Origin of the sequence: Limisphaera sp. VF-2, assembly GCF_049537125.1 — a bacterium.
Lineage (GTDB): Bacteria > Verrucomicrobiota > Verrucomicrobiia > Limisphaerales > Limisphaeraceae > Limisphaera.
Genome location: NZ_JBMVQY010000003.1, coordinates 254,251 through 277,325 on the forward strand (window position 1 = coordinate 254,251; position 23,075 = coordinate 277,325).

Here is a 23,075-nt window from a genome sequence, read left to right on the forward strand (position 1 = left end):
ACCGAGCCTTGCGCCCGGACCTGCCTGCGGGGCATCGGCCCTTTTGTGAATCGGCCGGGCGATCGGGTCGAACGGTCTGGGGCATGCCGGGCTTCCGCGGGGGATGCCTTCAGCGTGCCGACGCGGCGACGTCAGAACAGTTCCGGAACTCCTTCTTCGAGGAAGCGGATGCTGGAGAGCAGGCCCTGTTGCCGGGCCAGTTCGCGCAACCAGCGCGGCGGTTCGTCCGGGTCTTCGAACGAGAGTTTGAAGGTGCCGTAGTGCATGGGCACCATCCACTGGGCGCGCACGTCCTTGAACACCTGCAGCGCCTCGTCCGGGCCCATGTGCACATTCCGGAACGAGTCGGGCTTGTAGGCGCCAATGGGGAGCAACGCGATGTCCGGCGGGCAATGCTGGCCAATCTCTTTGAAACCTTCGAAATAGGCGCTGTCGCCTGCGTGGAAGATGCGCCGGCCCTGGTATTCGAGGATGAAACCGCCGTACCCCCGGTGGTCGTCGCGCAGCACCCGCGCCCCCCAATGCCGGCAGGGGGTCAGGGTGACCGTCCAACCATTGTGCGAGAACCGATCCCACCATTCCAGTTCGACGATGCGTTCGAAGCCGAGGTCGTGGGCCAGATCGCCCATGCCCCAGGGCATGACGGCGATCTTGGGATGGGGAAGCTTGCGGAGGCTGGGCTTGTGGAAATGATCGAAGTGCGCGTGCGTCAACAGGACCAGGTCGATGGGCGGCAGGTCCTCGACTTTCAGGCCGGAACGCCGGATGCGCTTCAGGAAAAACAGCCAGTTGGCGAAGTTCGGGTCGATCAGCGCGTTGAGATCGGTGAACTGAATCAGGAACGAGGCGTGGCCGATCCAGGTCAACGCCACCTGTCCGTGGTGAAGTCGCGGAAAGCTCGGGCGTTTGGGCGTACCGGTGCGCGGGGTCAGGAGAGCCTTCCAGACCATTTCGCGAAAGAACGTGCGCGGATTGAAGGCCCGGGTGGGCGTCAATTCGCGCAAGCGACGGGGCAGCCGGCGTTCCCGCCGGTACACGGGTGGCTTGCTGCGCGGTCCGGGCGTCATGGCCGGTTCACCGTTCATCACTAGCCTTCGACCGAATAAAAGGCAAGGGCGCTCGTCCAATCGAGCAGAGAGCTTCAGGAAGGAGCTGCGAGGTGGACGATGAAACGGACATTGGTGCTGCTGACGGTGCTCGGATGGACGCTGGCGGGTACGCCGCGTGTGGAGGCGGGCGACCGCGAATGGGCCACGGCCGGCAAGATTCTCACCGGCGTGATTGCCGGGGCGGCTTTGGTGCATGCGTTGCAACCGCCGCCCGTGGTGGCAGCACCGGCCCCGGTGGTCTGCGCACCGGCGCCGCCGCCCGTGGTGGTGGTGCCGGCGCCCGTGGTGGTGGCCCCGCCACCGCGCGTTTGTCCGCCGCCGGTGACGGTGGTGTATCCGGCCCCGGTGGTGGTGCGTCCGGTGCCGGTGGTGGCGGTTCATGTTCATGCCCGATTTTCCCGTGGTCCACACCGACACTGCCGGTAAGGCTGTGGGAGAAGCGACGACCCGCCCGGGGCCGGACGGCCCGGGCGGGTTTTTGATTGCCCGGGGCTGCCGGGCCCTGCTAGGGAACGCGCATGACTGAGATGCCCGGTCGGTTGGAGTCGTTGTCGCGCACACCCCGGTGGCTGGGGCCGGTGTATGTGGCGCCCAGCGCCGTGGTGTTGGGGGAGGTGATCCTGGGCGAAGAGGTCAGTCTCTGGCCGCACACCGTGCTGCGGGCGGACCTGAACCGCATCGTGGTGGGGCGGGGCACCAACCTGCAGGACTGCTGCGTGTTGCATTTGTCGGAGGACCGGCCGTGCGAAGTGGGATCGCACGTCACGGTGGGACACGGGGCCATCCTCCACGCGTGTCGGGTCGAGGACGAGTGTCTCATCGGCATGCGTGCCACGGTGCTGGACGGAGCGGTGATCGGTTCGCAGTCCATCGTGGGAGCCGGGGCGGTGGTCAAGGAGGGCTTCCAGGTGCCGCCGGGCTCCTTGGTGGTGGGGGTTCCGGCCCGCGTGGTGCGCAGTCTGACTGAAACGGAGCGGGCCGGCCTGCGGGCTCGGGCCCTCGAGTACATCGAGCTCGCCCGGGCCCATGCTGCCCGGGGGTACCTGCAGCTCTGGAATCCGCCCCCGGTGCCACTTCCTTCTGTGGCCTGAGCGCGGTTTCTACGGCGGTTGTCCTCGACAAGTCCGCCGCCGTCCCTACCTTGGGCCCATGAGCAATCTGTTGATGGTGTTGCTGACGGCGCTGCTGACCTCCAATGCGCCCCCTGCGGAAATGGCGCTGCCGGCGGCGCCCGCGGCTCGCACCAATGTCGTCCGGCCCGCTCCGGACGATCCCGTGGAGCGGGAATACCAAAAACTGCTCGAACTGGATGATCAATCCCGGGAGGAAGTGGACCGGCTCATCCGGGAATTCCCGCAGAGCACCGAGCCGACCGACAAGGCGCGCGAGGTGCTGCGCCAACAGGTGGAAGAACGGCTGGGCGTCGTGCGGAAGGCCTACGAGGACTTTTTGCGACGGCATCCCAAGCACGCGCGGGCCCGCCTCGCCTACGGCAGTTTCCTCAACGATCTCAAGGACGAAGAGGGCGCAGTCCAACAGTGGGAGCAGGCGCGGCAGTTGGAACCCGAGAATCCGGCTGCCTGGAACAACCTGGCGAACTACTACGGACATCGCGGGCCGGTCACGAATGCGTTCCGGTACTATCAACGCGCCCTGGAACTCGACCCGCACGAGCCGGTGTACTACCACAACTTCGGCACCACCGTGTACCTGTTCCGCCAGGACGCCATGCAGTTCTTCGGCATCAACGAGCAACAGGTGTTCGACAAGGCCCTCGATCTGTACGCGCGTGCGCTGCAGCTCGACCCCACGAACTTTTTCCTGGCCCACGACATTGCCCAAACGTATTACGGCATTCGCCCCTTGCGCACCAACGAGGCGCTGCTGGCATGGACGTACACACTGGGCCTGGCCCGGGACGAGGTGGAACGGCAGGGCGTGCTCATTCACATCGCACGGGTCAACATCATGGCGGGCCGATTCGACGCCGCGCGCAAGTTGCTCGAGCGGGTGACGGAACCTGCCCTGGCGGAGTTGAAGTCGCGGGTCCTGCGCAACCTGGAGCAGCGCGAAGCCGCGGCGCAGAAGACCTCCTCGCCTGCGACCGGATCGTCCGGCGCGTCCGGGCCTTGACCCGGGAAGCTCGTCGGCAGGCCCCGCTCTGCACCCGGGGGGGCGCGGAGAACACGCCTGTTTTGACCTGCATCAAGGCGGGGAGCCCGGTCCGTGGATAAGCTGGGCTGGATGAAAAACCTGGTCGTGACGGTGGATGTACGCGAGGACATCCGGGCGGGCCGGCAGCCGTGCGGGCGGATCATGGCCGCGGTCGAGAGCCTCCAACCGCAACAGGCGCTGCGTCTGCTGGTGCCCTTCGAGCCCGTGCCGTTGTATGCGGTGCTCGGCCAGCGGGGATTTGTGCACGAGACGCAGATGCTGTCCGATGGGACGTTCGAAGTGATCTTCCGACCGGGCGGCGCGGGGGCGGGATCGGCCTCGCCAAGGCCGTCGGCTCCTGCCGCGCGTGGGGAAGCGTCGGAGTGCGGCTGTGGCAGCGCTGCGGCGGTCATCGAGCTGGATGCGCGCGGCCTGGAGCCGCCGCAGCCGATGACGCGGATCCTCGAGGCGGTCGAACGGCTTCATTCGGGCCAAACCCTGGTGGCACGCACGGACCGGCGGCCGATGCATCTCTATCCGTTGCTGGAGCAACGAGGGTGCAAGGCGCAGACCCGGGCCCTGCCTGATGGCTCGTTTGAAACCCGGATCGTGCGACATTGAACGTTTTTTCGCGATGCATGCGGCTTCCCCAGCACCGCAGACGGCCACCGCGGCTCAGGAAGGCACCGCCACGGTCCCGGCGCTCCAGGGCGCGCCTGCCGTGGGCCTGCCGCTACGGTTCTTGGGGACGGGTTTGCTGGCCCTGGCCGCGCTGCCGGTGCTGTTGTGGATGCGGCCCGAGATTCTGGCCACCTACCATTACAACCAGTACGTCATTGCTGCCACGCATCTGGTGGTGCTGGGTTGGGTGGGTTCGGTGGTGTTCGGCGCTTTGTATCAGCTGGTGCCGGTTGTCCTGGAAACGCGACTCTACAGCGAGCGCCTGGCCCGCTGGCATTTCCTCTGCCACCTGATCGGATTTGCCGGCATGGTGTGGATGTTCTGGGAGTGGAACCTGAAACAGGTGGGGCATTTCGGGTCGGTGCTGGCGTTGGGGGCGGGCCTGGGCATCTACAACCTGGTGCGTACGCTGGCCCGGGCGCCGCGGCGGTCATGGATCACCTTCACGGTGGCCAGCGCGTTGTTCTGGCTGGCGGCGACCCTCACGGTGGGGCTGGGAATCGCCGCGGCCAAATGCACCTATGAATCGGCGGCGCGGCTCAGTCCCGCTTCGCCCCTGGGTGCGCTGGTGCACGCGTTGGAAGCGACGGCCACGTACTTGAAACGGTTCGACCAGATCGGGCTGATGCACGCGCACGCGCACCTCGGGGTGGTGGGCGCGTATGTGGTGCTGTTGATCGGTGTTTCCTACAAACTGGTGCCGATGTTTGCGCTGAGTCCGACCCCGCATGCCGGTCGCGCATGGGGATCGCTCGTGCTGCTGAACCTTGCGGTTCCCGGCAGTTTCTTCACGATTCTGCACCGCAGCGATGCGAAGCTGTTCTTCACCGTGCTCGGCGTGGCGGGGGTCGCCTTGTACGGATGGGAATTGATCCGGTTGTTGCGCCGGCGACGCCGCCCTGTGCTGGACCTTCCCCTGCGCTATTTCCTCACCGGCCTCGCGTGGTTGGGAGGGGCATGCGGGCTGGCGTTGTATCTCTCGTGGCCCGGCCTGGCACTGACGCCGCGGGTGGGACAGTTGGAGAATCTTTACGGTCTTTGGGGTCTGCTGGGGGCGCTTTCGTTCTGTCTTCTGGGGATGCTCTACAAGATTCTGCCGTTTCTGGTGTGGTATCGCCGTTATGGCCCCTGGATCGGGCGTCAACCCGTTCCGGCCCTTCACGAGCTCTATGCGAGCGGCCTGCTGCGGGCTGGCTTTGGATTGCACGGGCTGGCGCTGCTGGGGCTGAGTGCGGCGACGCTTTTGGGGCATGCGGCTTCCGTGCGATACGGTGCGGTGTTGCTGGCTGCCGCGGTGGCCTGTCACCTGATCAACGCCGGACGAATGCTGGGGCATCTCCGGCGGCCGGTGCCGGCGGCGGTTCCGGCCGGCACGTCGTTGTCTTCGATGCCGTCATGATCGAGGAGGGCCAGATCTGGGAGGCTCTGCGGCGGGTGGTGGATCCCGAGCTGGACTGCAACATCGTGGACCTGGGCCTGGTGTACGGGCTCGAAGTCCGGGACGGTCGCGTGCATGTCCAGATGACGGTGACGAGTCCGGGGTGTCCGTTGCAGGAGATGCTGGTGGCGGGAGTGCAACAGGCGTTGCGGGACGTTCCGGGGGTGGCGGACGTTTCCGTGGAGGTGGTGCTGGACCCGCCGTGGCATCCGGGTTTGATGCGGCGGGAGGCCTACGAGCGGCTGCGTCAGATGGGATAGACCCCGGGGGCCGGCTTTCTGCGGTCTCGCAAGAGGAAGTTTCCGTCCGGCGCGAAGGGCGGAGGGTCAGGGCGGCGCCACTGCTCGGCGGCCGGGTTCCGCAGGGTTCGGCACCCGCGGGAGAGAGGCGCGAACCGATGGTTTGGCCTTTCCGGAGTGGCGCTTTCCAGTGTCTTCTTTGCTCGTGCAGTGAAGGTGGGGTCGGCAACGTGGCACGATCGGCGCCGAAGCACCCCGGCGGCCGTCGGTTTCGCGTTCGAACCCGCCATGCGATGCCGACCACGGGGCAGGTGAGTGGGGGACGAGGCGGAACCGCAGCCCGGCTTGCCCCCGGTGGGGCACGGGGTAGGATGAAATCGTGCGCGCAGCCGGAACCATGGGCGCCCTGTTGCTCTGGGTGGCCACCTTGCGGGCCGACGCAGGCCGGGAGCTCGTCCCGCCGGAGTCGCACGGACCGGATTGGGCGGCGCGGGTCTGGCAGACCGACGAAGGTTTGCCGGACAACACGGTGTACGGGCTGGGCCAGAGTGCCGACGGGTACTTGTGGGTCGCGACGCACGGCGGTCTGGCGCGATTCGACGGGGTGCGGTTCCAAGAGTTCTCGCTCACGCATTTGAGTGGCGTTCCCAATCGGGTGGTGCGCGCGCTTTATCTGGACCGGGGTGGCCGCTTGTGGCTGGGCATGGATCGCGGACCGGTGGTGTGCGTCGAGGGCGGGACGGTCCGGGTGTACGGCGCACAGGAAGGTCTGCCGGATCTGCGCATCGAAGGTTTCGCGGAAGAATCGGACGGGACGGTCTGGATCCTCTATGCCAACGGAGAGTTGGCGCGGATCCGCGGGCCGCAGATCCGGAGATATCCCACGGCTGCGGGGACGCCGGGCGGTCGGGTCGGTTTGAGCAGCGACCGGGAGGGGCGGCTGTGGTTTGCGAGGGGCCGGCAGTGGGGCTTGGTGCGCGACGGCCGGTTTGAAGTGAGGCACGAGGGGGACGAACCGATTGCGTGTCTGGCAGCGGCGCGTGCCGGGGGGTTGTGGCTGGCCACGGCCACGCGCCTGTTGTGGTCCGACGGAACGAACACGGTGCGTGAAGTGCTGCGCTGGCCGGACTCGTCCCGTCCGGTGCAGCCGCGCCTGTTGTGGGAAGATCAGACGGGCGGCGTGTGGGTGGGGACGGCGGCGCACGGGTTGGGACGGTTTGAAGGCGGTCGGTTTGGGTGGGTCCCGACGAGTCATCGCGAGATTCTGTGTCTGGCGGAGGATCGGGAGGGCAACCTGTGGGCGGGCACCGGGGGAGGCGGATTGAACCGGCTGCGGCCGCGCCGCATCGAGCTGTGGAGCACCGCACAGGGACTGCCGTTTGAATCGGTGCGCACGGTGTGCGAAGACACGAACGGTCGGCTGTGGATCACGACGATGAACGGGCAACTGGCCCGCGAGGGCTCGACGGGTTGGGAGGATTGGACGGCGCGGGCGGACTGGCCCGGTGGGGCGGCGGTGTGTGTGGCAGCCGATCCCTCCGGGGGAGTCTGGGTGGGCACTCGCGAACGGGGGTTGTACCGCTGGAACGGGTCCTGGATCCGGCTCCTGGGTCGCCGCGAGGGCCTGGCGGATCTGTCCATTCGCTCCCTCTGCGTGGTGGGACCCGAGGAGGTTTGGATTGCGGCGGCCACGCGACCGGTGATCCAGCGCTGGAAAGAGGGGAAATGCCTGACCTTCGAGTTGCCGGCGGGCACGCGATCGATCCGGGCCATGACGGTGGATGCCGCCGGGGACGTGTGGGTGGGCACCGCGGATGGGTTGTTGCTGCGCGTGACGGGGGATACGTTGCGCAACGAGACCGTGCTGGTGGACGGGCGAACGCCGTCCATTCGCGCCTTGCATGCCACGCCGGACGGGGCGGTGTGGGTGGGATACGCGGGCTACGGGCTGGGCCGATGGTGGTCCGGGCGCTGGATGCGGCTGACTTCGGCCCAGGGACTGGGCGAGGATTACATTTCCCAGATTGTGGCCGACGGGGAGGGACGGCTTTGGTTTGGAGGCAACCGCGGCGTCTTTCAAGCCACGCTGGCAGATCTCAACGCGGCGGCACATGGCACGGGGTATGTGCACTCGATTTCGTACGGTCGAGGCGAGGGCCTGCCGGCGCTGCCGGCCACCTATGACAGCGCCCCGGGGGCGGTCCGCCGTGGCGACGGCCGGCTGGTCATTCCCACGCGGCTGGGGCTGGCCGTGATTCATCCGGGAGCATTGGCCTCCGAGGCGGGCCCGCCGCCGGTGGTGGTCGAACGGGTGGCGGTGGACGACCAGACCGTGGCCCTGTACGACAGTCGGTTTCCGCTCTGGAATCATCCGGGGCCGGTTCCTCCGGACCTCCGGGACGGTCGGTGGGAAGGTCGCCTGCCGCCGGGCCATCGCAAGGTGGAATTCGAATTCACCGCCTTGACCTATGCGGCGCCGGAGAACGTGCACTTTCGCTACCGGCTGGATGGTTTCGACGAGGCATGGGTGGAGGCCGGGGCACGCCGCGTGGCCAGTTATCCTCGATTGCCGCCGGGCCGGTACCGGTTTCGCGTCATGGCCGGAACGGCCGCCGGTGTGTGGAACGAGGCCGGCGCCGGTGTGAGTTTTGCGGTGCAGCCGTTCCTCTGGCAGACGTGGTGGTTCCGGTTGAGTGCGGGCGCGGCCTTCACGCTGGGGGTGGTTGCGGTGGTGCGTTGGGTGTCCTTTCGCCGGTTGCGACACCGACTGCGGCTTCTGGAGCAGCAGGCGGCCCTGCAACGAGAGCGGGCCCGGATTGCCAAGGACATCCACGACGATGTGGGGGCCTGTCTCACGCAGATTGCGCTGCTGTGCGATCTGGCCCAGCAGGGTACCGGGGCCTGCTCGGCAGCTCCGGGGCCCTGGGAGAAGATCGCCGCCACGGCGCGGCAGGCCGTCAAGTCGCTGGACGAAATCGTCTGGGCGGTGAACCCGCGCAACGACACGCTGGCGCAGATGATCGATTACGCGGGGCAGTTTGCGCTGGATTACCTTCGACTGGCCGGGATTCGGTGTCGGCTGGACCTGCCGGAGCCCACGCCGGATCAGCCGATGCCCTCCGATGTGCGTCACAACTGTTTTTTGGTGGTGAAAGAGGCGCTGCACAACATCGTGAAGCATGCCGGGGCCACGGAGGTGTGGTTGCGGGCGCGGGTGGAGGACGGGGGGCTGCGCATGGAGATCGAGGACAACGGGACCGGTTTTGACGCGGCCGCCAGGGTTCCCGGCGCCGACGGATTGCGCAACATGCGCCAGCGGATGGCGGACGTGGGAGGCAAGTGTGTGATCGAGAGTCACCCGGGGTCGGGGACGCGCGTGCGGTTGTTCGTGCCCTGGCAGCGCAACGGGGTTTGACCTCCGACGTTTGTCGGGTTGCAGATGGACGGCCCCTCGGTCAGGGTGAAGGGCGCGACATTTGGGAGCATGCCAATCCGGGTCACCATCGTGGAAGACAATGCCGGGATGCGGGACAGCCTGCGCGAGCTGGTCTCGCGGGCGCCGCAACTGACTTGCGTGGGGGTGCATGCCACCGGCGAGGAGGCGCTGCGGCACTTCGAGGCGGAAGCGCCGGACGTCGTGTTGATGGACATTCACCTGCCGGGCATGAGCGGGATCGAGTGCGTGGTGCGGATGAAAGTGCGTCGGCCGGCCACCCAGGTCCTGATGCTGACGATCTACGAGGACAGCGAGTTGATCTTCGAATCGCTCCGGGCCGGGGCCAGTGGGTACCTGCTGAAGAACCAGCCGGCGGCGGAGTTGGTGCAGGCGATCGAACAGGTGCATGCCGGCGGGGCGCCCATGTCCATGCGCATCGCCCGAAAGGTGGTCGCGTACTTCCAACAGATCAGCCAGCCCCGCTCGGAGATGGAACAGCTGACCCGGCGGGAGCAGGAGATCCTTGCACTGCTGGCACGGGGTTACCTGTACAAGGAGATTGCCGATTTGCTGGGCATCAGCCTGAGCACCGTGCGCACACATCTGCACACGATCTACGAAAAGCTGCACGTACAGTCGCGGACCGAGGCGGTCGTGAAGTATCTGGGCGCCGAGCGAAAGAGTTGAAGCACCTGCGGCCGGTGCTGCGTTGCGCGGGGCGGCGCGGCGGTCGGAAGGACGCGACGGAAGCCGGGGCCGGCGACGGACAGATAGCTGGCGTCTTCGCGCCGGCGCTTTCCAAAGAGGGGCTCCAGAGCTCCGCTCCGGTGATTCCATTCCCGACGGGGTCGGGTCTTGCTCCCCGGTTTTTTTCCACAGCCTCCGAGCAAGCCCGTCGACCAGCGTTGGTCCTCAAAAAACAGCTTGCACGCCCGGGGACTGGCGTCGGCGAATGCCGCAATTGTGGGTTCTTTTCAACGGCCGGTCAGTGGGAAGGAGGAAGCGCGAACGCGACGTACGCATCGCCGGACCGGGTGCCCATTTTGCCGCCGCCGCAGGCGATGACCACGAATTGTCGGCCATTGACCTCGTAGGTGGCCGGCGTCGCGTAGCCGCCCGCGGGCAGTTTGAACTGCCACAGCAGACGGCCGTCCCTCCGGTCAAAGGCCCGAAAACACTCGTCCTTGGTGGCGGCGATGAAGACCAAATCGCCGGCGGTGACCAGCGGGCCGCCGTAGTTTTCGGTACCCGTGGGCGGCAACCCGCGGGCGGTCAGTTCGGGCAGTTCGCCCAGCACAACCCGCCACCGGTACTCGCCGGTGTTCAGGTCAATGGCATTCAGCGTACCCCAGGGCGGCTTGACCGCCGGGTAGCCGTCAGGGTCGAGCCAGCGGTGGTAACCGGTGGACACGAAGGGAACACGACCCAGGGCATGCGCCACGGTGGCGGGTCGATGGGCACCGGCGCCTTCGGTTTTTGGCGATGTGCCCTGCGGGTCCAGCAGGTAATCCGTCAGAGCGGCCTTCTGATCGGCGCTGAGGAAGCCGAAAGCGGGCATGCCGCCCCGACCGGTTTCCAGCAGTCGCAAGATGGCGTCCCGATTCAGTTTTTGTCCCACTCCCACCAGGGAGGGGACATTTTGGCCGTGGGCCGTTTGGCCCTGTCGGTCCAAACCGTGACAGGCGGCGCAGATTTGCAGGTACAGACTCCGCCCGTCGGTCAACTCTGCGCCGGGCAGCGCCACGGGGGCTTCGACCATGGTCAGGACCCACGGCATTTCATTGGCGTTGACGTACAGCACGCCTTCGGGATCCACGGCTGCGCCACCCCACTCGGCTCCGCCGTCAAAGCCGGGAAAGATGATGGTGCCCTCGCGGCTGGGCGGCTGAAACGGTGTGTGGGGGCGCAGCCGCGCAAACCGGTCCAGAACCGCTCGATGCGCCGCCGGTGTGCGGTCGGTGATTTCGGCATAAGTGAAGAGTTGTCGGGCAAACGGCGCGGGTCGAAGGGGCACCGGTTGGGTGGGCCAGGCCGATTCCCCGGGCAGGTCGCTGGGGGGCACGGGCCGTTCCTCGACGGGGAACAAGGGTTCGCCGGTCTGCCGATCGAACACAAACACGTGTCCCGATTTGGTGACCTGGGCCACTGCGTCCACTCGACGGCCGTTGCGCGTGAGGGTCACCAAATCCGGCGGGGCCGGCAGGTCACGATCCCACAGGTCGTGGTGGACGAACTGGAAATGCCAGAGCCGACGGCCGGTGCGGGCGTCCAACGCCAGCAGACAGTTGGCATAAAGGTTTTGGCCGAGCCGGTCGCCGCCCCAAAAATCGTACGTGGCCGAGCCGGTCGGCACATAAACGATGCCCCGCTGGCGATCCACCGCCATGCCCGCCCAACAGTTCGCCCCGCCGGCATAGCGCCGGGCTTCCGGCGGCCAGGTCTCGTAGCCGGGTTCTCCTGGATGGGGAATGGTGTGAAATCGCCAGACCAGCCGGCCCGTCCGAATGTCGTAGGCGCGGATGTGTCCCGGCGCCGCCGGCTCCGGCCCCTCCCCCACGCGCATGGGCAGAATCAACAGATCCTCGAACACCGCGGGCGGGCTGGTGCCCACCACGTACATGCCCCGTACGTCCCGTCCGAGATCCTCCCGGATGTCCACCCGGCCGTTCCGGCCGAATGCCGAGATGAGTCGGCCCGTGTGGGCGTCCACAGCGACCAGGTACGGACCGACCACGTACAAGACACGGGCGTGTGAGCCCTCCCGCCAATACACCACGCCGCGGTTGATGCCCGCGCCGCTTTCCAACAACCCGGCGGCCACGGGATCGAACCGCCACAATTCACGCCCGGTGGCCGCATCCAGCGCAAACAACTTCAACCGGGGCGAAGTACCGTACAGTACCCCGTCCACAATCAGCGGGTTGCACTGGATCTGCGAAAGATCGTCCGCTCGGGCGTCCCCGCTGCGGTAGATCCAAGCCACCTGGAGCCGGTGAACATTTCGCCGGTTGATTTGCCGCAGCTCCGAGTATTGCGTGCCCTCCGGATCGCCCAGGTAGGTGTCCCAATTCCGACCGGCCGCAGCCGGTGCCGAAGACGGGTTCACGCTGAGGCCCACCAGCAGCAGGGCCACGCCGTGCAGTGCCACGACACCGACGGGACGCCCCCTGCCGGCGCGGGCCGGGTGGGGGCGGGCCAGATGGGCTGCTGTTGTCATATAACGGGGCGATTGTACCGTCGGTGCGGTCAAGGAACGCGTCGAATCGGTAGCCGAACCTCGTGCCGTTGTCGAGGCCGTGCCCGTTGGAGAAAGGTGGGAAGCGGACGCGGACCTCCTGCGGCGGGCCCGTGGAGTCGCGGCTGGCGAGGTGTGGCATCGGGGACAGGTTCGGATGCACTTGACCGCGGGCCCTCCGCGCCGGCTCAATGCCGCGATGACACGGAGGACCTTTCTGAAAACCACGATGGTGGCCGCGGCCTCGGCACCCCGCCTCTTCGCTGGGCCAAACTCCCCGGACTCCCCCGAGGCACGCCTGCTGGAGGAAGCCGAGGAACGGATCCGACGACATCGACGGCGCGGCCGGACCCTCGCCTTGCAGGATGCGTCGGGCCGTCCCCTCGCCGGCGTTCGGGTCCGCGTGGAGCAGGTGCGGCATGAATTCCTCTTTGGCTGCAATTTGTTCCAGTTCGGCCGCGGTGCGGATTCCGACCTCGAAGACGCCTATCGCCGGCGGTTTGCCGAATTGTTCAACTTTGCCACGCTCGGATTCTACTGGGCTTTTTACGAGCCGCGCCGGGGGGAACCGCGGTATGCCGACACGGAGCGCGTGCTGGAGTGGACGCGGGCGCAGGGCATTGTGTGCAAAGGGCACCCTTTGGTGTGGGATCATCCGGCCGGCTCGCCGCGCTGGTTGCCCGAGGACGACGTGGAACTGGCCCGCTTGTGTGAAGCGCGCGTGCGGGAGATCGTCAGCCGGTTTCGCGGCCGGATCGAGATGTGGGACGTGGTCAATGAGGCGACGCACCTGCCGGACCGCGTCAATCAAACTCGCATGGCCCGCTGGGGGCTGGCCCTCGGCCCGGTGCCGTACACTCGTCGACCCTTGGAAGTTGCCCGGGAAGCTCATCCGGCTGCGACGCTCCTGGTGAATGATTACCGCCTCGACCCCCGTTATTACGATCTCCTGGACGCGCTGCGCGACGCCGACGGCCGCCCGCTGTTTGATGCCGTGGGCTTGCAAAGCCACATGCACGGGGGCGTTTGGCCGCTGCGTCGCGTCTGGGAGGTTTGCGACCGCTACGCCAAACTGGGCCGGCCCCTGCACTTCACGGAGACGACGGTGCTCAGCGGGCCGCGGCTCGGGCCGGGCGAGAACTGGGGCACTACCACCGCCGAAGGCGAACTCCAGCAGGCCGATTACGTGGTGAGGTTTTACACGATGGTGTTTGCACACCCGGCCACTCAGGCGCTGACCTGGTGGGATTTGTCCGATCGCGGTGCCTGGCAACGAGCACCGGCGGGGCTGCTGCGCCGGGACATGTCCCCCAAACCCGCCTATGAGCGGCTCCAGGAGCTGATCCGCCGGCGTTGGTGGACCCGCGGCGAACAGCGCACGGACGAATCCGGGCTGTGCCGTTGGGAGGCTTTCCACGGGATCTACCGGGTCACAATCGAGAGGGAGGGTTCGGCCCCCGTGGTGCGGGAGGTGGACTGGCGCAGCGCTGCGCCGGACCGAACCGTGCTGACCGTTTGAGAAGGTCCGGCCCCCGTACCCAGGGATCGAAACTCGCGGTTCGCGCGCGGTCCTGCGCGGCCCTCACGTGGGTGCCACCCGGAGATTTCGGGTGGCTCTCGCGCCGGGGCTTTTCGAAGGCCGATCGCCACGGGCCGGGGGTCGCAAATTGGCGAGAAAAAGACGCAAAACGGCGTTGTGCGCGAATCGAGCCGGAGCCATCCTTGGGACGCCCGGTCGGTTGCACCGTGGTCGGGTCGCTGTCCCGCCCTCCGGTGACAAGCGCCGCGCAGGAACCCAAGGACCAGAAGAATCAGGACCATGCATTCACGGACCACGTCTGACGCCCATGTGATTCAATGGAAGTCTTCTTGCCTTGTCGCCAGGGTACCCGGGCAAACGGCCGGGCCCTGCGCCAAGGCCGGCTCTGCTGCCGCAACAATGGCTCGGGGCGGAGGTTGGCATCGATTCCATCCCGTCACTCGCGTCGTTGGGCTGTGTTCCGGGCGCCGGCTTGCGGGCGCGGTCCTTGGATTGGCAGCAACGCTTTCCTTGTCCGCGTGGGGGCAAAACGTTCTGCCCAATCCCTCCTTTGAAGACGCGCAGGGGAACCGTCCCCGCGGGTGGCGTGCCGAAACGTGGGCCGGTCAGGCCACTTTTCGTCATGCGCAAGTGGGGCGGACGGGCAACCGCAGCGTGGAAATCGCTTCAGAGAACGGAGCCGACGTGGCGTGGACGGCCACGGTGGCGGTGGATCCGTTTGCCCGGTATCGGCTCTCGGGTTGGATCAAGACCGAGAATGTGGAACCGCGCCAGGGCGGGCGCGGTGCCCTGCTCAACATCCACGGCATGGCCGGGGTGGCCACCCGCGCCGTGACGGGGACCACGGACTGGACGCTGGTGGAGACCGAATTCGACACCGACGACCAGACCTCGGTCCAGGTCAACTGCCTGTTTGGCGGCTGGGGTCAGGCCCGGGGGCGTGCGTGGTTCGATGACGTGGCCCTGGAGAAGATCGCCCAGCGCGAGCCTCCGGCGCCGCGCATCCAGGTGAATGCCGCGGAGGTGGGCGCACCCTTGTCGCCGCTGGTGTACGGCCAGTTTATCGAGCACCTGGGTCGGTGCATTTACGGAGGCATCTGGGCGGAGATGCTCGAAGACCGCAAGTTTTACTACCCGATCACCTCCAACTACGCGCCCTACACCTCGTTGCGGAACACGCGCTACCCGGTCGTGGGCGCTTCGCCCTGGGAGATTGTGGGGCGGCCCGACGGGGTGGTCATGACGACCAACGCGCCGTTTGTTGGACGTCATACGCCGCGGTTGCAGGAAGGGGTCGGGATTCGACAGCACGACCTGGGTGTCACCGCGGGCAGGGAGTACGTGGGCTACGTGTGGCTGAAGGCGCCGGAAAGCCGCTCGGCCCGTGCCCGGGTTACGTTGCGCTGGGGGGCCAGTTCCGACGAGGCTGCCTCCGTCGAAATCAAGGGCATCGGTCGCCAGTACAAGCGGTTCCCCTTCCGCTTCCGGGCCGGCGGGACGACCGATCGGGCATCCCTGGAGCTCCGGGCCGAGCAGGGTGACCTCTACGTGGGAACCATCTCGTTGATGCCGGCGGACAACGTCCAGGGAATGCGAGCCGACACGCTGGCCCTGTTGCGACAACTGGCGGCGCCCATCTATCGCTGGCCCGGCGGAAACTTCGTCAGCGGCTATGACTGGCGCGACGGCATTGGCGATCGCGATCGCCGGCCGCCCCGCACCAATCCGGCCTGGACCGGGGTGGAGCACAATGACTTTGGCCTCCATGAATTCATCACGTTCTGTCGGCTGGTGGGGGCTGAGCCCTTGGTGACCGTCAACACCGGCTTCGGCGACGCCCATTCGGCCGCGGCCCTGGTCGAGTACTGCAACGGGGCCGCGAACACGTACTGGGGGGCCAAGCGGGCCCGGAACGGATCGCCGCGGCCGTTCGGCATCCGTTACTGGTGCGTCGGAAACGAGATGTGGGGCCCGTGGCAACTGGGCTACATGTCGCTGGACCACTACGTCCTCAAGCAGAACTGGGTGGTGGACAAGATGCGTGAAGTGGATCCGACCATCTTCTGCATCGCCTCGGGGAACGCGGGGCCGTGGAGTCGGGGCTTGTTGGAACGGTGTTCGGATCACATGGAGGCCATTGCGGAACACTTCTATTGCCAGGAACGGCCCGGGCTGGCGGCGCACGTGCGGCAGATTCCGGACAACATCCGCAGCAAGGCGGAATTCCACCGGCGCATGCGGGCAGAACTGCCGAACCTCAAAGGCAAGGACATCCGCATCGCCATGACCGAGTGGAACTACTGGTACGGACCCCATGTGTTTGGCGAGCTGGGCACGCGCTACTTCCTGAAGGACGCGCTCGGGATCGCCGCCGGCCTGCACGAGTACGCGCGCCAGAGCGACTTGATCCATTCGGCGTTCTACGCACAGACCGTCAACGTCATCGGCGCCATCAAGACCAGCCGCCGCAACGCAGCCTTCGAAACCACGGGCCTGGTGCTGGCCCTCTATCGACATCACTTCGGCGAGTTGCCGGTCAAAACCCAGACGGAAGGACTGCTCGACGCACAGGCCGCCTGGACGCTGGACCGCAGGAAACTCACGCTCGGCATCGTGAATCCCACGCTCGAAGCCCGCACGATTCCCTTGCAAATCCAGGGCGCCAGACTCAAAGGAACCGGAACCCGCTGGCAGATCGCCGGCACGGATCCCCAGGCCTACAACGACCCGGATGAACCGCCCCGCGTCCGTGTCGAGCAGGTGCCCTGGGACGGAGCGTTGGATCGCGTGACCGTGCCTCCCTGCAGCGTGACGCTCCTGGTGTTGGATGCGGAGTGAGCCCGGGGATCGCGACCGCGATCATTGGGGCGGTGCTCTCTCCGGCCTCTCGCTGGCGACGCCCCGTGGGAGCTCCAAGGTGCCTGCGTCACTGCGCCGAGTCCGGAGGCGCCCGCCCCGAGCAGATTTGGCTCGTTGTCGCAACGCCCGGTTGTTCTCGGGTGTCGGCGGCCGCCCTTGGTTCCCCGTAGAACAGAGGCCGAGGTGCGGGCTGGAGGGGGTGCTTTGCGGGGGCCGGGGCCAAACTGACGATCGGCTGCCAACCCCGGACTCCGTCACGGGTTGTGCCGAAGGAGTTCGTGGGAAGGCCCCGGTCTTCCGGTTGAGACACCGCCAACCCGGGTTGCCCGGCGTTTCACGGGCCCATGGCCGAAGAATCGACTTGGGGGGTGGAATCGTGCCCGCGGCGTCCGTCGCAGGGTCCTTTCCAAGAGTCCGGACCCCGGAGGGTGCGGGACCACGCGCCGGCGCAGAGCGGCCGGGTCGGTGACGCCACTTAGCCCTGCCGGGCCGGCAGAGCGACGGAGCGTCGTCGCGATTTCATGCCCTGGAGACACTCACGCACCAGCGTCCGCAAGCGCTCGCGCTCCGCCTCCGACAAGCCCCGGGGATCGAACCGATAGCGATAGTGGAGTCGGAGGATTTCCTGCAGGGCGGGGCCCCACCCGGCCCAGGCAGCCTGACTGGCGATGCGCCTGAGCCAGGCGCCACAGGGTTCGGCCGGCGGGCGCGCCCAGCCGCGGGTCACCAGCCACCGCTCCAGCTCGTAGAACTCCGAATCCCTGCCCGGCCAATCGGAACGGCTCCCGCTCTGCGCAGGATTCCTGCTCCGCAACCGGCCGCGCCGAAACAAGATCTGATACAGCAGGACCATCAGGGCGGGCACCAGGCTCCAGAGGAGGATGCGACGCAGCGGCGTGTAGCCCCACCAAACCAGGGCCCACTGATGTCGGATCCAACTCCAGGCATCCTGCAGCCACAGCCAGTCGCTTTCCCGGGAGCGCTCCCACACGACCCAGTTCGAGGGCGTGGTGTCGAAGTCTTCCCACTGCTGGGTCGCCTCGTTCCAAACCTGGCACCATGCATGCGCGTCGCGTTCCCGCACCACATAGCGGCTCCCGGAGCCTTCGTGGACCGCGTAGCCCACCGCGTACCGCGCCGGGATGCCCAGATGTCGCAACAGCAGCACCGTGGCCGTGGCAAAGTACTCGCAATGTCCCGCGCGCGTCTCCAGAAGGAATCGCGCCAAGGGATCGCTCGACCGCCGCATCCAGGAAGTCATCGGTTGCCACAGTTGGTAGGTGAACTTTTCAGCAAAGAATCTTTCCAGCACGGGACGAACCTCGGCCCAGGATCGGCCGTTCAATCCCAGCTCCTGCACCACCCTTTCCAATGCGGGTCGCTCCCGAGCAGGCACCGCGAGGTCCTGCTCCCGGTCCGGCGGCGCTTCCCAACCGGTGCCCGTGTGATGTCCGGCTTCGAAAACCAACAACCCCGGACCGGTGACCATCACGGCACCTGCGCTGTTTCGTTCCACACTGAACGCCGGAAGCCGTCGCAGTTGATCGGTGCGCGGCGGCAACGGCAGAAGACCGGCCCGCGCCTCGTCTTTGCGCCAGCGCAGTCGCACGGCAATGCGCACGGTGGCCTGACCGGTGGGGTTTTGCACCAGGGGCCAGTAACCGCTGTCGGGCGGGGTCTCCGGCACGGGCACGAAGTCCTCGGACGAGGTTCCGGCCAACCACTCATCGCCGCGCAACAGTCGGTAGCTGGCCTCCCGGAGATACTGCGGGGGCGGCCCGTTCAAAACCTGCAGGCGCACGACAATCCGCGGGGAAAGCTTCCGCGGTCCCAACCCCTGCCAGGAAACCCTGGCCGCGGTGGGATCGGAACCGAGACCCGGACGGCGAAAGCTCGCCAGCCACGACCCCAACCGGGTCGAGCTGCCTGCGTATTGTTGCAGTCGCCACACGCCGTACTGACCAACGAATCCGAACCCCAGCGCGCCCAGCAGGGCCAATCCCCAGACCCAGCCCGGATAACGCTGCGACCGTATCGGCCACAATGCCCAGGCCAGCAACGCGGCCATGCCCCAGTAAAAGGTGAAGTCGCCGGCCGGCCGCATGCAGGCCCCTGCCAGGCAACCGGCGAAGTACACGTAGCCCGGATGAAACTGCACATCCGGCGGCACCGGCAGACCGGCTCGCTGCAACCGTTGCCGCCGCCGGCGCACCAGCAGGGAGAGGGTGCCCAGCGACAACAGCGCTCGCGTGCTGTACGCCTGGGCCGCGGCCAGCGGAAACATCAGCAACGGCAACCAGCGGAACACGGACGTGGCCGTCTCCGTGGTCACCTGGCTGGCCCGCCGTTGCTGCGTCAAGGTGGGGGCCTCCAGCAGTTCTCCGAAAGTGGCCGGTCCTTCATGCGACGTGAACGCATACGCCAGTGCGCCCAACAACAGGACCGAACACAGCGCCCAGATGCGCCGAAAATCCTCGTCCGACAACTCCCAGCGCAGCGGGATCCATCGAGCCGCCTCCAGAATGATCGCCAGTCCCACCGCCACCCACAGAAAGCCCACCTGCCAGCCCCAGAACAGCAGGGCTGCCCCCAACAGGAACGGCGGTGGTTTGTAGAGTCGATTCACCAGGCGCTCAAACGGTCACTCGGCGTTTTCCCGGTCGATTCCAGCCTCCAACGCCCGTTTGGACGGTGCCTCCGTCCCCGGGCTGTCGCTCAATGCCCCGCGACGCTGCGGGGCTCCGATGCCCATTCCCCGGTTCGCACAGCCCAATCTCGGGCCGAACCCGGTCTCACGTCAACCGGGCCAGCTGAACTTCCAATTGCCGCGGATCCAGCACGCACAACCATTCCGGGTGTGCTCGCAGGGGCCCCGGATCCAACGGTCCTGCCGGCGGCTCCAACGGCACCACGAACACCCGCGTCGGGATGTCCCGCTGAACGAGCCGCTCGATGAATCTCCGGCGGACGCCATCCCATCCCAGCAAAATGCACAGGCATCCACTGACCAGGGGCGCATGCTCCAGGACCACCTGCTCCAGGGCATGGAAGGGGCGGTGATGACATGGGCGTACCGCCGCCAGGATTTCGAGGATCTGATCCACATGCCCCACGCCGCGACCGGCCGTGACGCAATAGGCGTCCGGGCCCACGAACAACAGGTCCAGGAGCGATTCCTGCAGCGGCAGTGAACAGGCCAGAGAAGCGGCGACCGAAACCGCGGCCTCGAACGCTTCGTGATGCTCCCACGGCATGAACGTGTCCAGCACCAGCGCATGCCGCACGAAAAACTCGTCCTCGAATTCCCGCACAATGGGCCGCCCCACCTTGGCCCAGCTGCGCCAGTGGATGTGGCGAATGGGATCGCCCCGGCGGTAATCGCGCAAGCTGATGAATTCGTCGCTTTGCCCCACCTGACTCGCCAGGGCCACCCCGCCCAGTTGGTACCGGGGCAGACCGGGCAACGCCAGCGGGGGCACGAAATAACGCCGGGGTAACACCACCAGTTTTTGCGGCGCCGGCACCCGACGGAACACCCGCACCAGCCCGAACGGGTCCGTGCGGGCCACCAGGACTTCGCGCAGCTCCAGTAACCCTCGTCGCCAAACCACCGCCTCCAGTGTGGCCTCTCCGATCTGGTTCGGCGCCAGCACCGGCAACGGCGCCTGACAAAGCAGGGGCATGAGCGCCGGCGTGCGGAGGGGCCGCTTCGTCCGGAGTGTCCGGCGCAACCGGCCCCACCACTGCCGCAGTCTGCCGCCTCGTTCTTGCGCGCCGGGAACCGGCCCCACCAGCTCTTCCAGCACGGTCAGCCCCTGCTGGGTACGGCGGGTGCGGTTCCTCACACGCACACGGTAGCGGAAAGGCACGCCGGCGGTGACGAAACGGGGCAACACGCGTTCCACTTCGAACCGACCCCGCATCCAACCCGCCGCGGTCGCCGAGGCCAGCAAAACGCCGAACAACAGGGTAAAGGCCTGGTAGGCGACAGAGTTGTCCGGATCGAACCCCAGCGTGCCGCTCAAAAGCATGGCCACCAGCAACGCCAGACCGGTCGGCGTAAACCGCAATCGCAACCAGCGACGGAACCGGTGCGGGCCGCTTTGCCCGCCCTGTAGCCTGCGTGTTCTCCACCCCATGGGTCTCCGAACGTTCCAAGGCACCCGGCCGGCTCGCAAAGCGGGCCTGTCTCAGGCCGGCACCGGCACTCGTTGCAGGACCTCTTGCACCACGGCGACCGCGGTCCGGCCCGAAAACCGGGCCTGCGGATGCATCACCAGCCGGTGTGCCATCACCGGCACGGCCAGCTCCTGCACCTGGTCCGGGGTGACGAAATCCAGACCGTCGAACAGGGCCAACGCCTGTGCCGCCTTCATCAGCGCAATGGAGGCCCGCGGACTGGCTCCCAACTGCACGCCCTCCGCACTGCGCGTGGCCCGCACCAGCTCCACAATGTAGCGTTTCAATTCGTCACTGATCCGGACCCGTTCCACTGCCGCCCGAAGCGCCCGCACCTCCTCCAGCGTGGCACAGGGACGCAACTCGTCCAAAGGGTGATTGTGTTGTTGCGCGGTCAGAATGGCCACCTCCTCCTCCGGTTGGACATAACCCAGCGTGAACTGCATGGCAAACCGGTCCATTTGCGCCTCCGGCAGAGGATAGGTGCCCCGAAACTCCACCGGATTCTGCGTGGCAATCACAAAAAACACGTCCGGCAAATGCCGGCGCTCCCCCTCCACACTCACCTGGCCCTCGCCCATGGCCTCCAGAAGGGCCGACTGCGTCCGGGGTGAGGCGCGGTTGATCTCGTCCGCCAACAGGATGTGCGTGAAGATGGGGCCTTCGTGGAAATGGAATCGCTGATCCAACTGGCTGAAGACCGACACGCCCAGAATGTCGGACGGCAGAAGATCGGGCGTGAACTGAATCCGTTTGAATGTGGCGTCGATGGATCGCGCCAGGGCTTTGGCCAGCGTGGTTTTGCCCGTGCCCGGGAAATCCTCGAGCAACACGTGCCCTCCACTGGCAAACGCGGCCAGGAGCTTCCGCGTGGCTGCGGCTTGTCCCTGCATCACCCGGGCAATGTTGGCCGAAATCCGTTCCACCACCTCTCGGGCCGCGGCCAGCTCTCCCGGGGTCAGCGGCGGGATCTCGCGCGCTCGGGATCCGGATGAAATGGAAGCTTCGAGTGCCATGGTCGCGGCCACTCTAATCACCCGTCCCGCCCTCGGCGAATCAAAAGCTTTCCGCGGCGTGGCGCGGGCAGTCGCTGGCCCAGCCGTGCTGGGGTCCCCGGGCCGGCGGGAGCGGGCGCCTGCTCTGGTAAACCTGGAGCGTCCCGAGAGCCCGGGGAAGCGACCCAGATCCGCAACCGTGGGCCCGGTCCCACGAGGCGACGCGCGGGGACGCGTTCCAGGGCTTGCCACCGCACACTCGTGCATTCCACGATGCCCACATGTTTACGGGCATTGTGGAGGAGGCGGGGCAGGTTGTGAGGATTCAACCCACGCCCGAGGCAATTCAGCTTACCATACGGGCGCAGAAAACCGGGCGGGGCCTCAAGGTGGGAGGGAGCCTGGCCGTGAACGGGTGTTGCCTGACTGCCGTTCGCGTGCGCCGTACCGGCCGCAGCACGCTCATCCAATTCGACCTGTTGCAGGAAACGTGGCAACGCACCAACCTTCAGTTCGCCCGGCCCGGCACGCTGGTCAATCTGGAGCGGCCTCTCCGTGCAGGCGGCGAGTTCGGAGGACACTTTGTCACCGGTCATATCGACGGCCTTGGCCGCATCACCCGGTGGGAACGGGCCGGCCACGATCACGTCCTCGACATCGCAGCGCCCCCGGAAGTGATGCGTTACATCGTCTTCAAAGGCTCGGTCGCCGTGGACGGCATCAGTTTGACGGTGGCAGGCGTGGAACGGGACGGTTTCCGGATCTGGATCATCCCGCACACTTACGAAGTGACCAATCTGCGCCAGCGCCGCGTGGGCGATGCCGTCAATCTGGAAGCCGACCTGCTCGGGAAGTACGTGGAGAAATTCCTCGAAGCTCGACAACCCCGCCGGAGCCGTTGAATCGGCCGGGCGGGAAGTCCCGCACCCGAGCCGCGCGGAACGCGCTTTCCCACCTACCGACGTGATGATCCCGGCGCAACGCCCTGTCGCATGGTCGTTCACCCCGACGAAGCAACTCAGCTGGAGCCGACCCGAGGGAAGAGACCCGTATTCACCAGTACCGGCCCACCCTTCACGGGCCACCATGGGCCGGGCCAGCGGATCCTGCGAGCGCCTCCGCGCGGCTTTGTCTCGGTGGAAGCGAGGAGGAATCGACTGGACCTCGAAGGATGACCGCTCGCTCCCGCACCCGGGCCGGGCTGTGATGC

16 protein-coding genes are annotated in these 23,075 nt (G+C 66.9%); 11 read left to right on the forward strand and 5 right to left on the reverse strand.

The features are described 5' to 3' along the window. Positions 1–131: 131 nt before the first annotated feature. Complete coding sequence (locus ACPDIT_RS11115; RefSeq protein ID WP_423443485.1) at positions 132–1,067, reverse strand: MBL fold metallo-hydrolase; 936 nt, start codon at positions 1,065–1,067, stop codon at positions 132–134. Positions 1,068–1,166: 99 nt separating this feature from the next. Here ACPDIT_RS11115 and ACPDIT_RS11120 point away from each other — a divergent pair, with 99 nt between their 5' ends. The 8 genes from ACPDIT_RS11120 (at position 1,167) to ACPDIT_RS11155 (ending at position 9,744) form a co-directional block, all read left to right on the forward strand. Then, entirely contained in the window at positions 1,167–1,535 is a 369-nt protein-coding gene (locus ACPDIT_RS11120; RefSeq protein WP_423443487.1) for a hypothetical protein, read from the forward strand. A 92-nt stretch (positions 1,536–1,627) separates the two neighbouring features. Next, positions 1,628–2,200 carry a gamma carbonic anhydrase family protein gene (locus ACPDIT_RS11125; protein ID WP_423443489.1) on the forward strand — a complete coding sequence of 191 codons (573 nt, stop codon included), beginning with the start codon at positions 1,628–1,630 and terminating at the stop codon, positions 2,198–2,200. Positions 2,201–2,258: 58 nt separating this feature from the next. Continuing rightward, positions 2,259–3,242, forward strand: a complete 984-nt coding sequence (locus tag ACPDIT_RS11130) for a tetratricopeptide repeat protein (RefSeq protein ID WP_423443491.1) — start codon at positions 2,259–2,261, stop codon at positions 3,240–3,242. Between the two features lie 111 nt (positions 3,243–3,353). Then, entirely contained in the window at positions 3,354–3,884 is a 531-nt protein-coding gene (locus ACPDIT_RS11135) for a DUF2249 domain-containing protein (protein ID WP_423443492.1), read from the forward strand. A gap of 13 nt (positions 3,885–3,897) precedes the next feature. Then, a complete protein-coding gene (locus ACPDIT_RS11140; protein ID WP_423443493.1) occupies positions 3,898–5,343 on the forward strand; it encodes a cbb3-type cytochrome c oxidase subunit I in 1,446 nt (481 codons plus the stop codon). Continuing rightward, complete coding sequence (locus tag ACPDIT_RS11145) at positions 5,340–5,642, forward strand: metal-sulfur cluster assembly factor (RefSeq protein ID WP_423443495.1); 303 nt, start codon at positions 5,340–5,342, stop codon at positions 5,640–5,642. The genes ACPDIT_RS11140 and ACPDIT_RS11145 overlap by 4 nt, the downstream gene beginning before the upstream one ends. 358 nt (positions 5,643–6,000) lie before the next feature. Then, positions 6,001–9,036, forward strand: a complete 3,036-nt coding sequence (locus ACPDIT_RS11150) for a sensor histidine kinase (RefSeq protein ID WP_423443497.1) — start codon at positions 6,001–6,003, stop codon at positions 9,034–9,036. A 69-nt stretch (positions 9,037–9,105) separates the two neighbouring features. After that, positions 9,106–9,744: a response regulator gene (locus ACPDIT_RS11155; protein ID WP_423443499.1), complete on the forward strand. Its 639-nt coding sequence runs from the start codon at positions 9,106–9,108 to the stop codon at positions 9,742–9,744. Positions 9,745–10,042: 298 nt separating this feature from the next. Here ACPDIT_RS11155 and ACPDIT_RS11160 read toward each other — a convergent pair whose 3' ends face one another. Beyond that, the gene (locus tag ACPDIT_RS11160; RefSeq protein ID WP_423443501.1) at positions 10,043–12,274 is read right to left on the reverse strand and encodes a PQQ-binding-like beta-propeller repeat protein; all 2,232 of its coding nucleotides are present in this window, start codon (positions 12,272–12,274) and stop codon (positions 10,043–10,045) included. A 217-nt stretch (positions 12,275–12,491) separates the two neighbouring features. Between ACPDIT_RS11160 and ACPDIT_RS11165 the strand changes: the two genes are divergently transcribed. Continuing rightward, the gene (locus tag ACPDIT_RS11165; RefSeq protein WP_423443503.1) at positions 12,492–13,811 is read left to right on the forward strand and encodes an endo-1,4-beta-xylanase; all 1,320 of its coding nucleotides are present in this window, start codon (positions 12,492–12,494) and stop codon (positions 13,809–13,811) included. 531 nt (positions 13,812–14,342) lie between these two features. Then, a complete protein-coding gene (locus ACPDIT_RS11170; RefSeq protein WP_423443505.1) occupies positions 14,343–16,670 on the forward strand; it encodes an alpha-L-arabinofuranosidase C-terminal domain-containing protein in 2,328 nt (775 codons plus the stop codon). Positions 16,671–17,166: 496 nt separating this feature from the next. Here the strand turns inward: ACPDIT_RS11170 and ACPDIT_RS11175 are convergent, their stop codons facing one another. The 3 genes from ACPDIT_RS11175 to ACPDIT_RS11185 all read right to left on the reverse strand — a co-directional run bounded on the left by ACPDIT_RS11175 (position 17,167) and on the right by ACPDIT_RS11185 (position 21,886). Further along, positions 17,167–19,317 (reverse strand): DUF4129 domain-containing transglutaminase family protein, encoded by a 2,151-nt coding sequence (locus tag ACPDIT_RS11175; RefSeq protein WP_423443507.1) that lies wholly within the window; start codon positions 19,315–19,317, stop codon positions 17,167–17,169. Between the two features lie 166 nt (positions 19,318–19,483). Continuing rightward, a complete protein-coding gene (locus ACPDIT_RS11180; RefSeq protein WP_423443509.1) occupies positions 19,484–20,830 on the reverse strand; it encodes a DUF58 domain-containing protein in 1,347 nt (448 codons plus the stop codon). A 51-nt stretch (positions 20,831–20,881) separates the two neighbouring features. Further along, entirely contained in the window at positions 20,882–21,886 is a 1,005-nt protein-coding gene (locus ACPDIT_RS11185; RefSeq protein WP_423443511.1) for an AAA family ATPase, read from the reverse strand. Between the two features lie 260 nt (positions 21,887–22,146). Here ACPDIT_RS11185 and ACPDIT_RS11190 point away from each other — a divergent pair, with 260 nt between their 5' ends. Then, positions 22,147–22,767: a riboflavin synthase gene (locus tag ACPDIT_RS11190; RefSeq protein WP_423443513.1), complete on the forward strand. Its 621-nt coding sequence runs from the start codon at positions 22,147–22,149 to the stop codon at positions 22,765–22,767. Positions 22,768–23,075 lie beyond the last annotated feature (308 nt).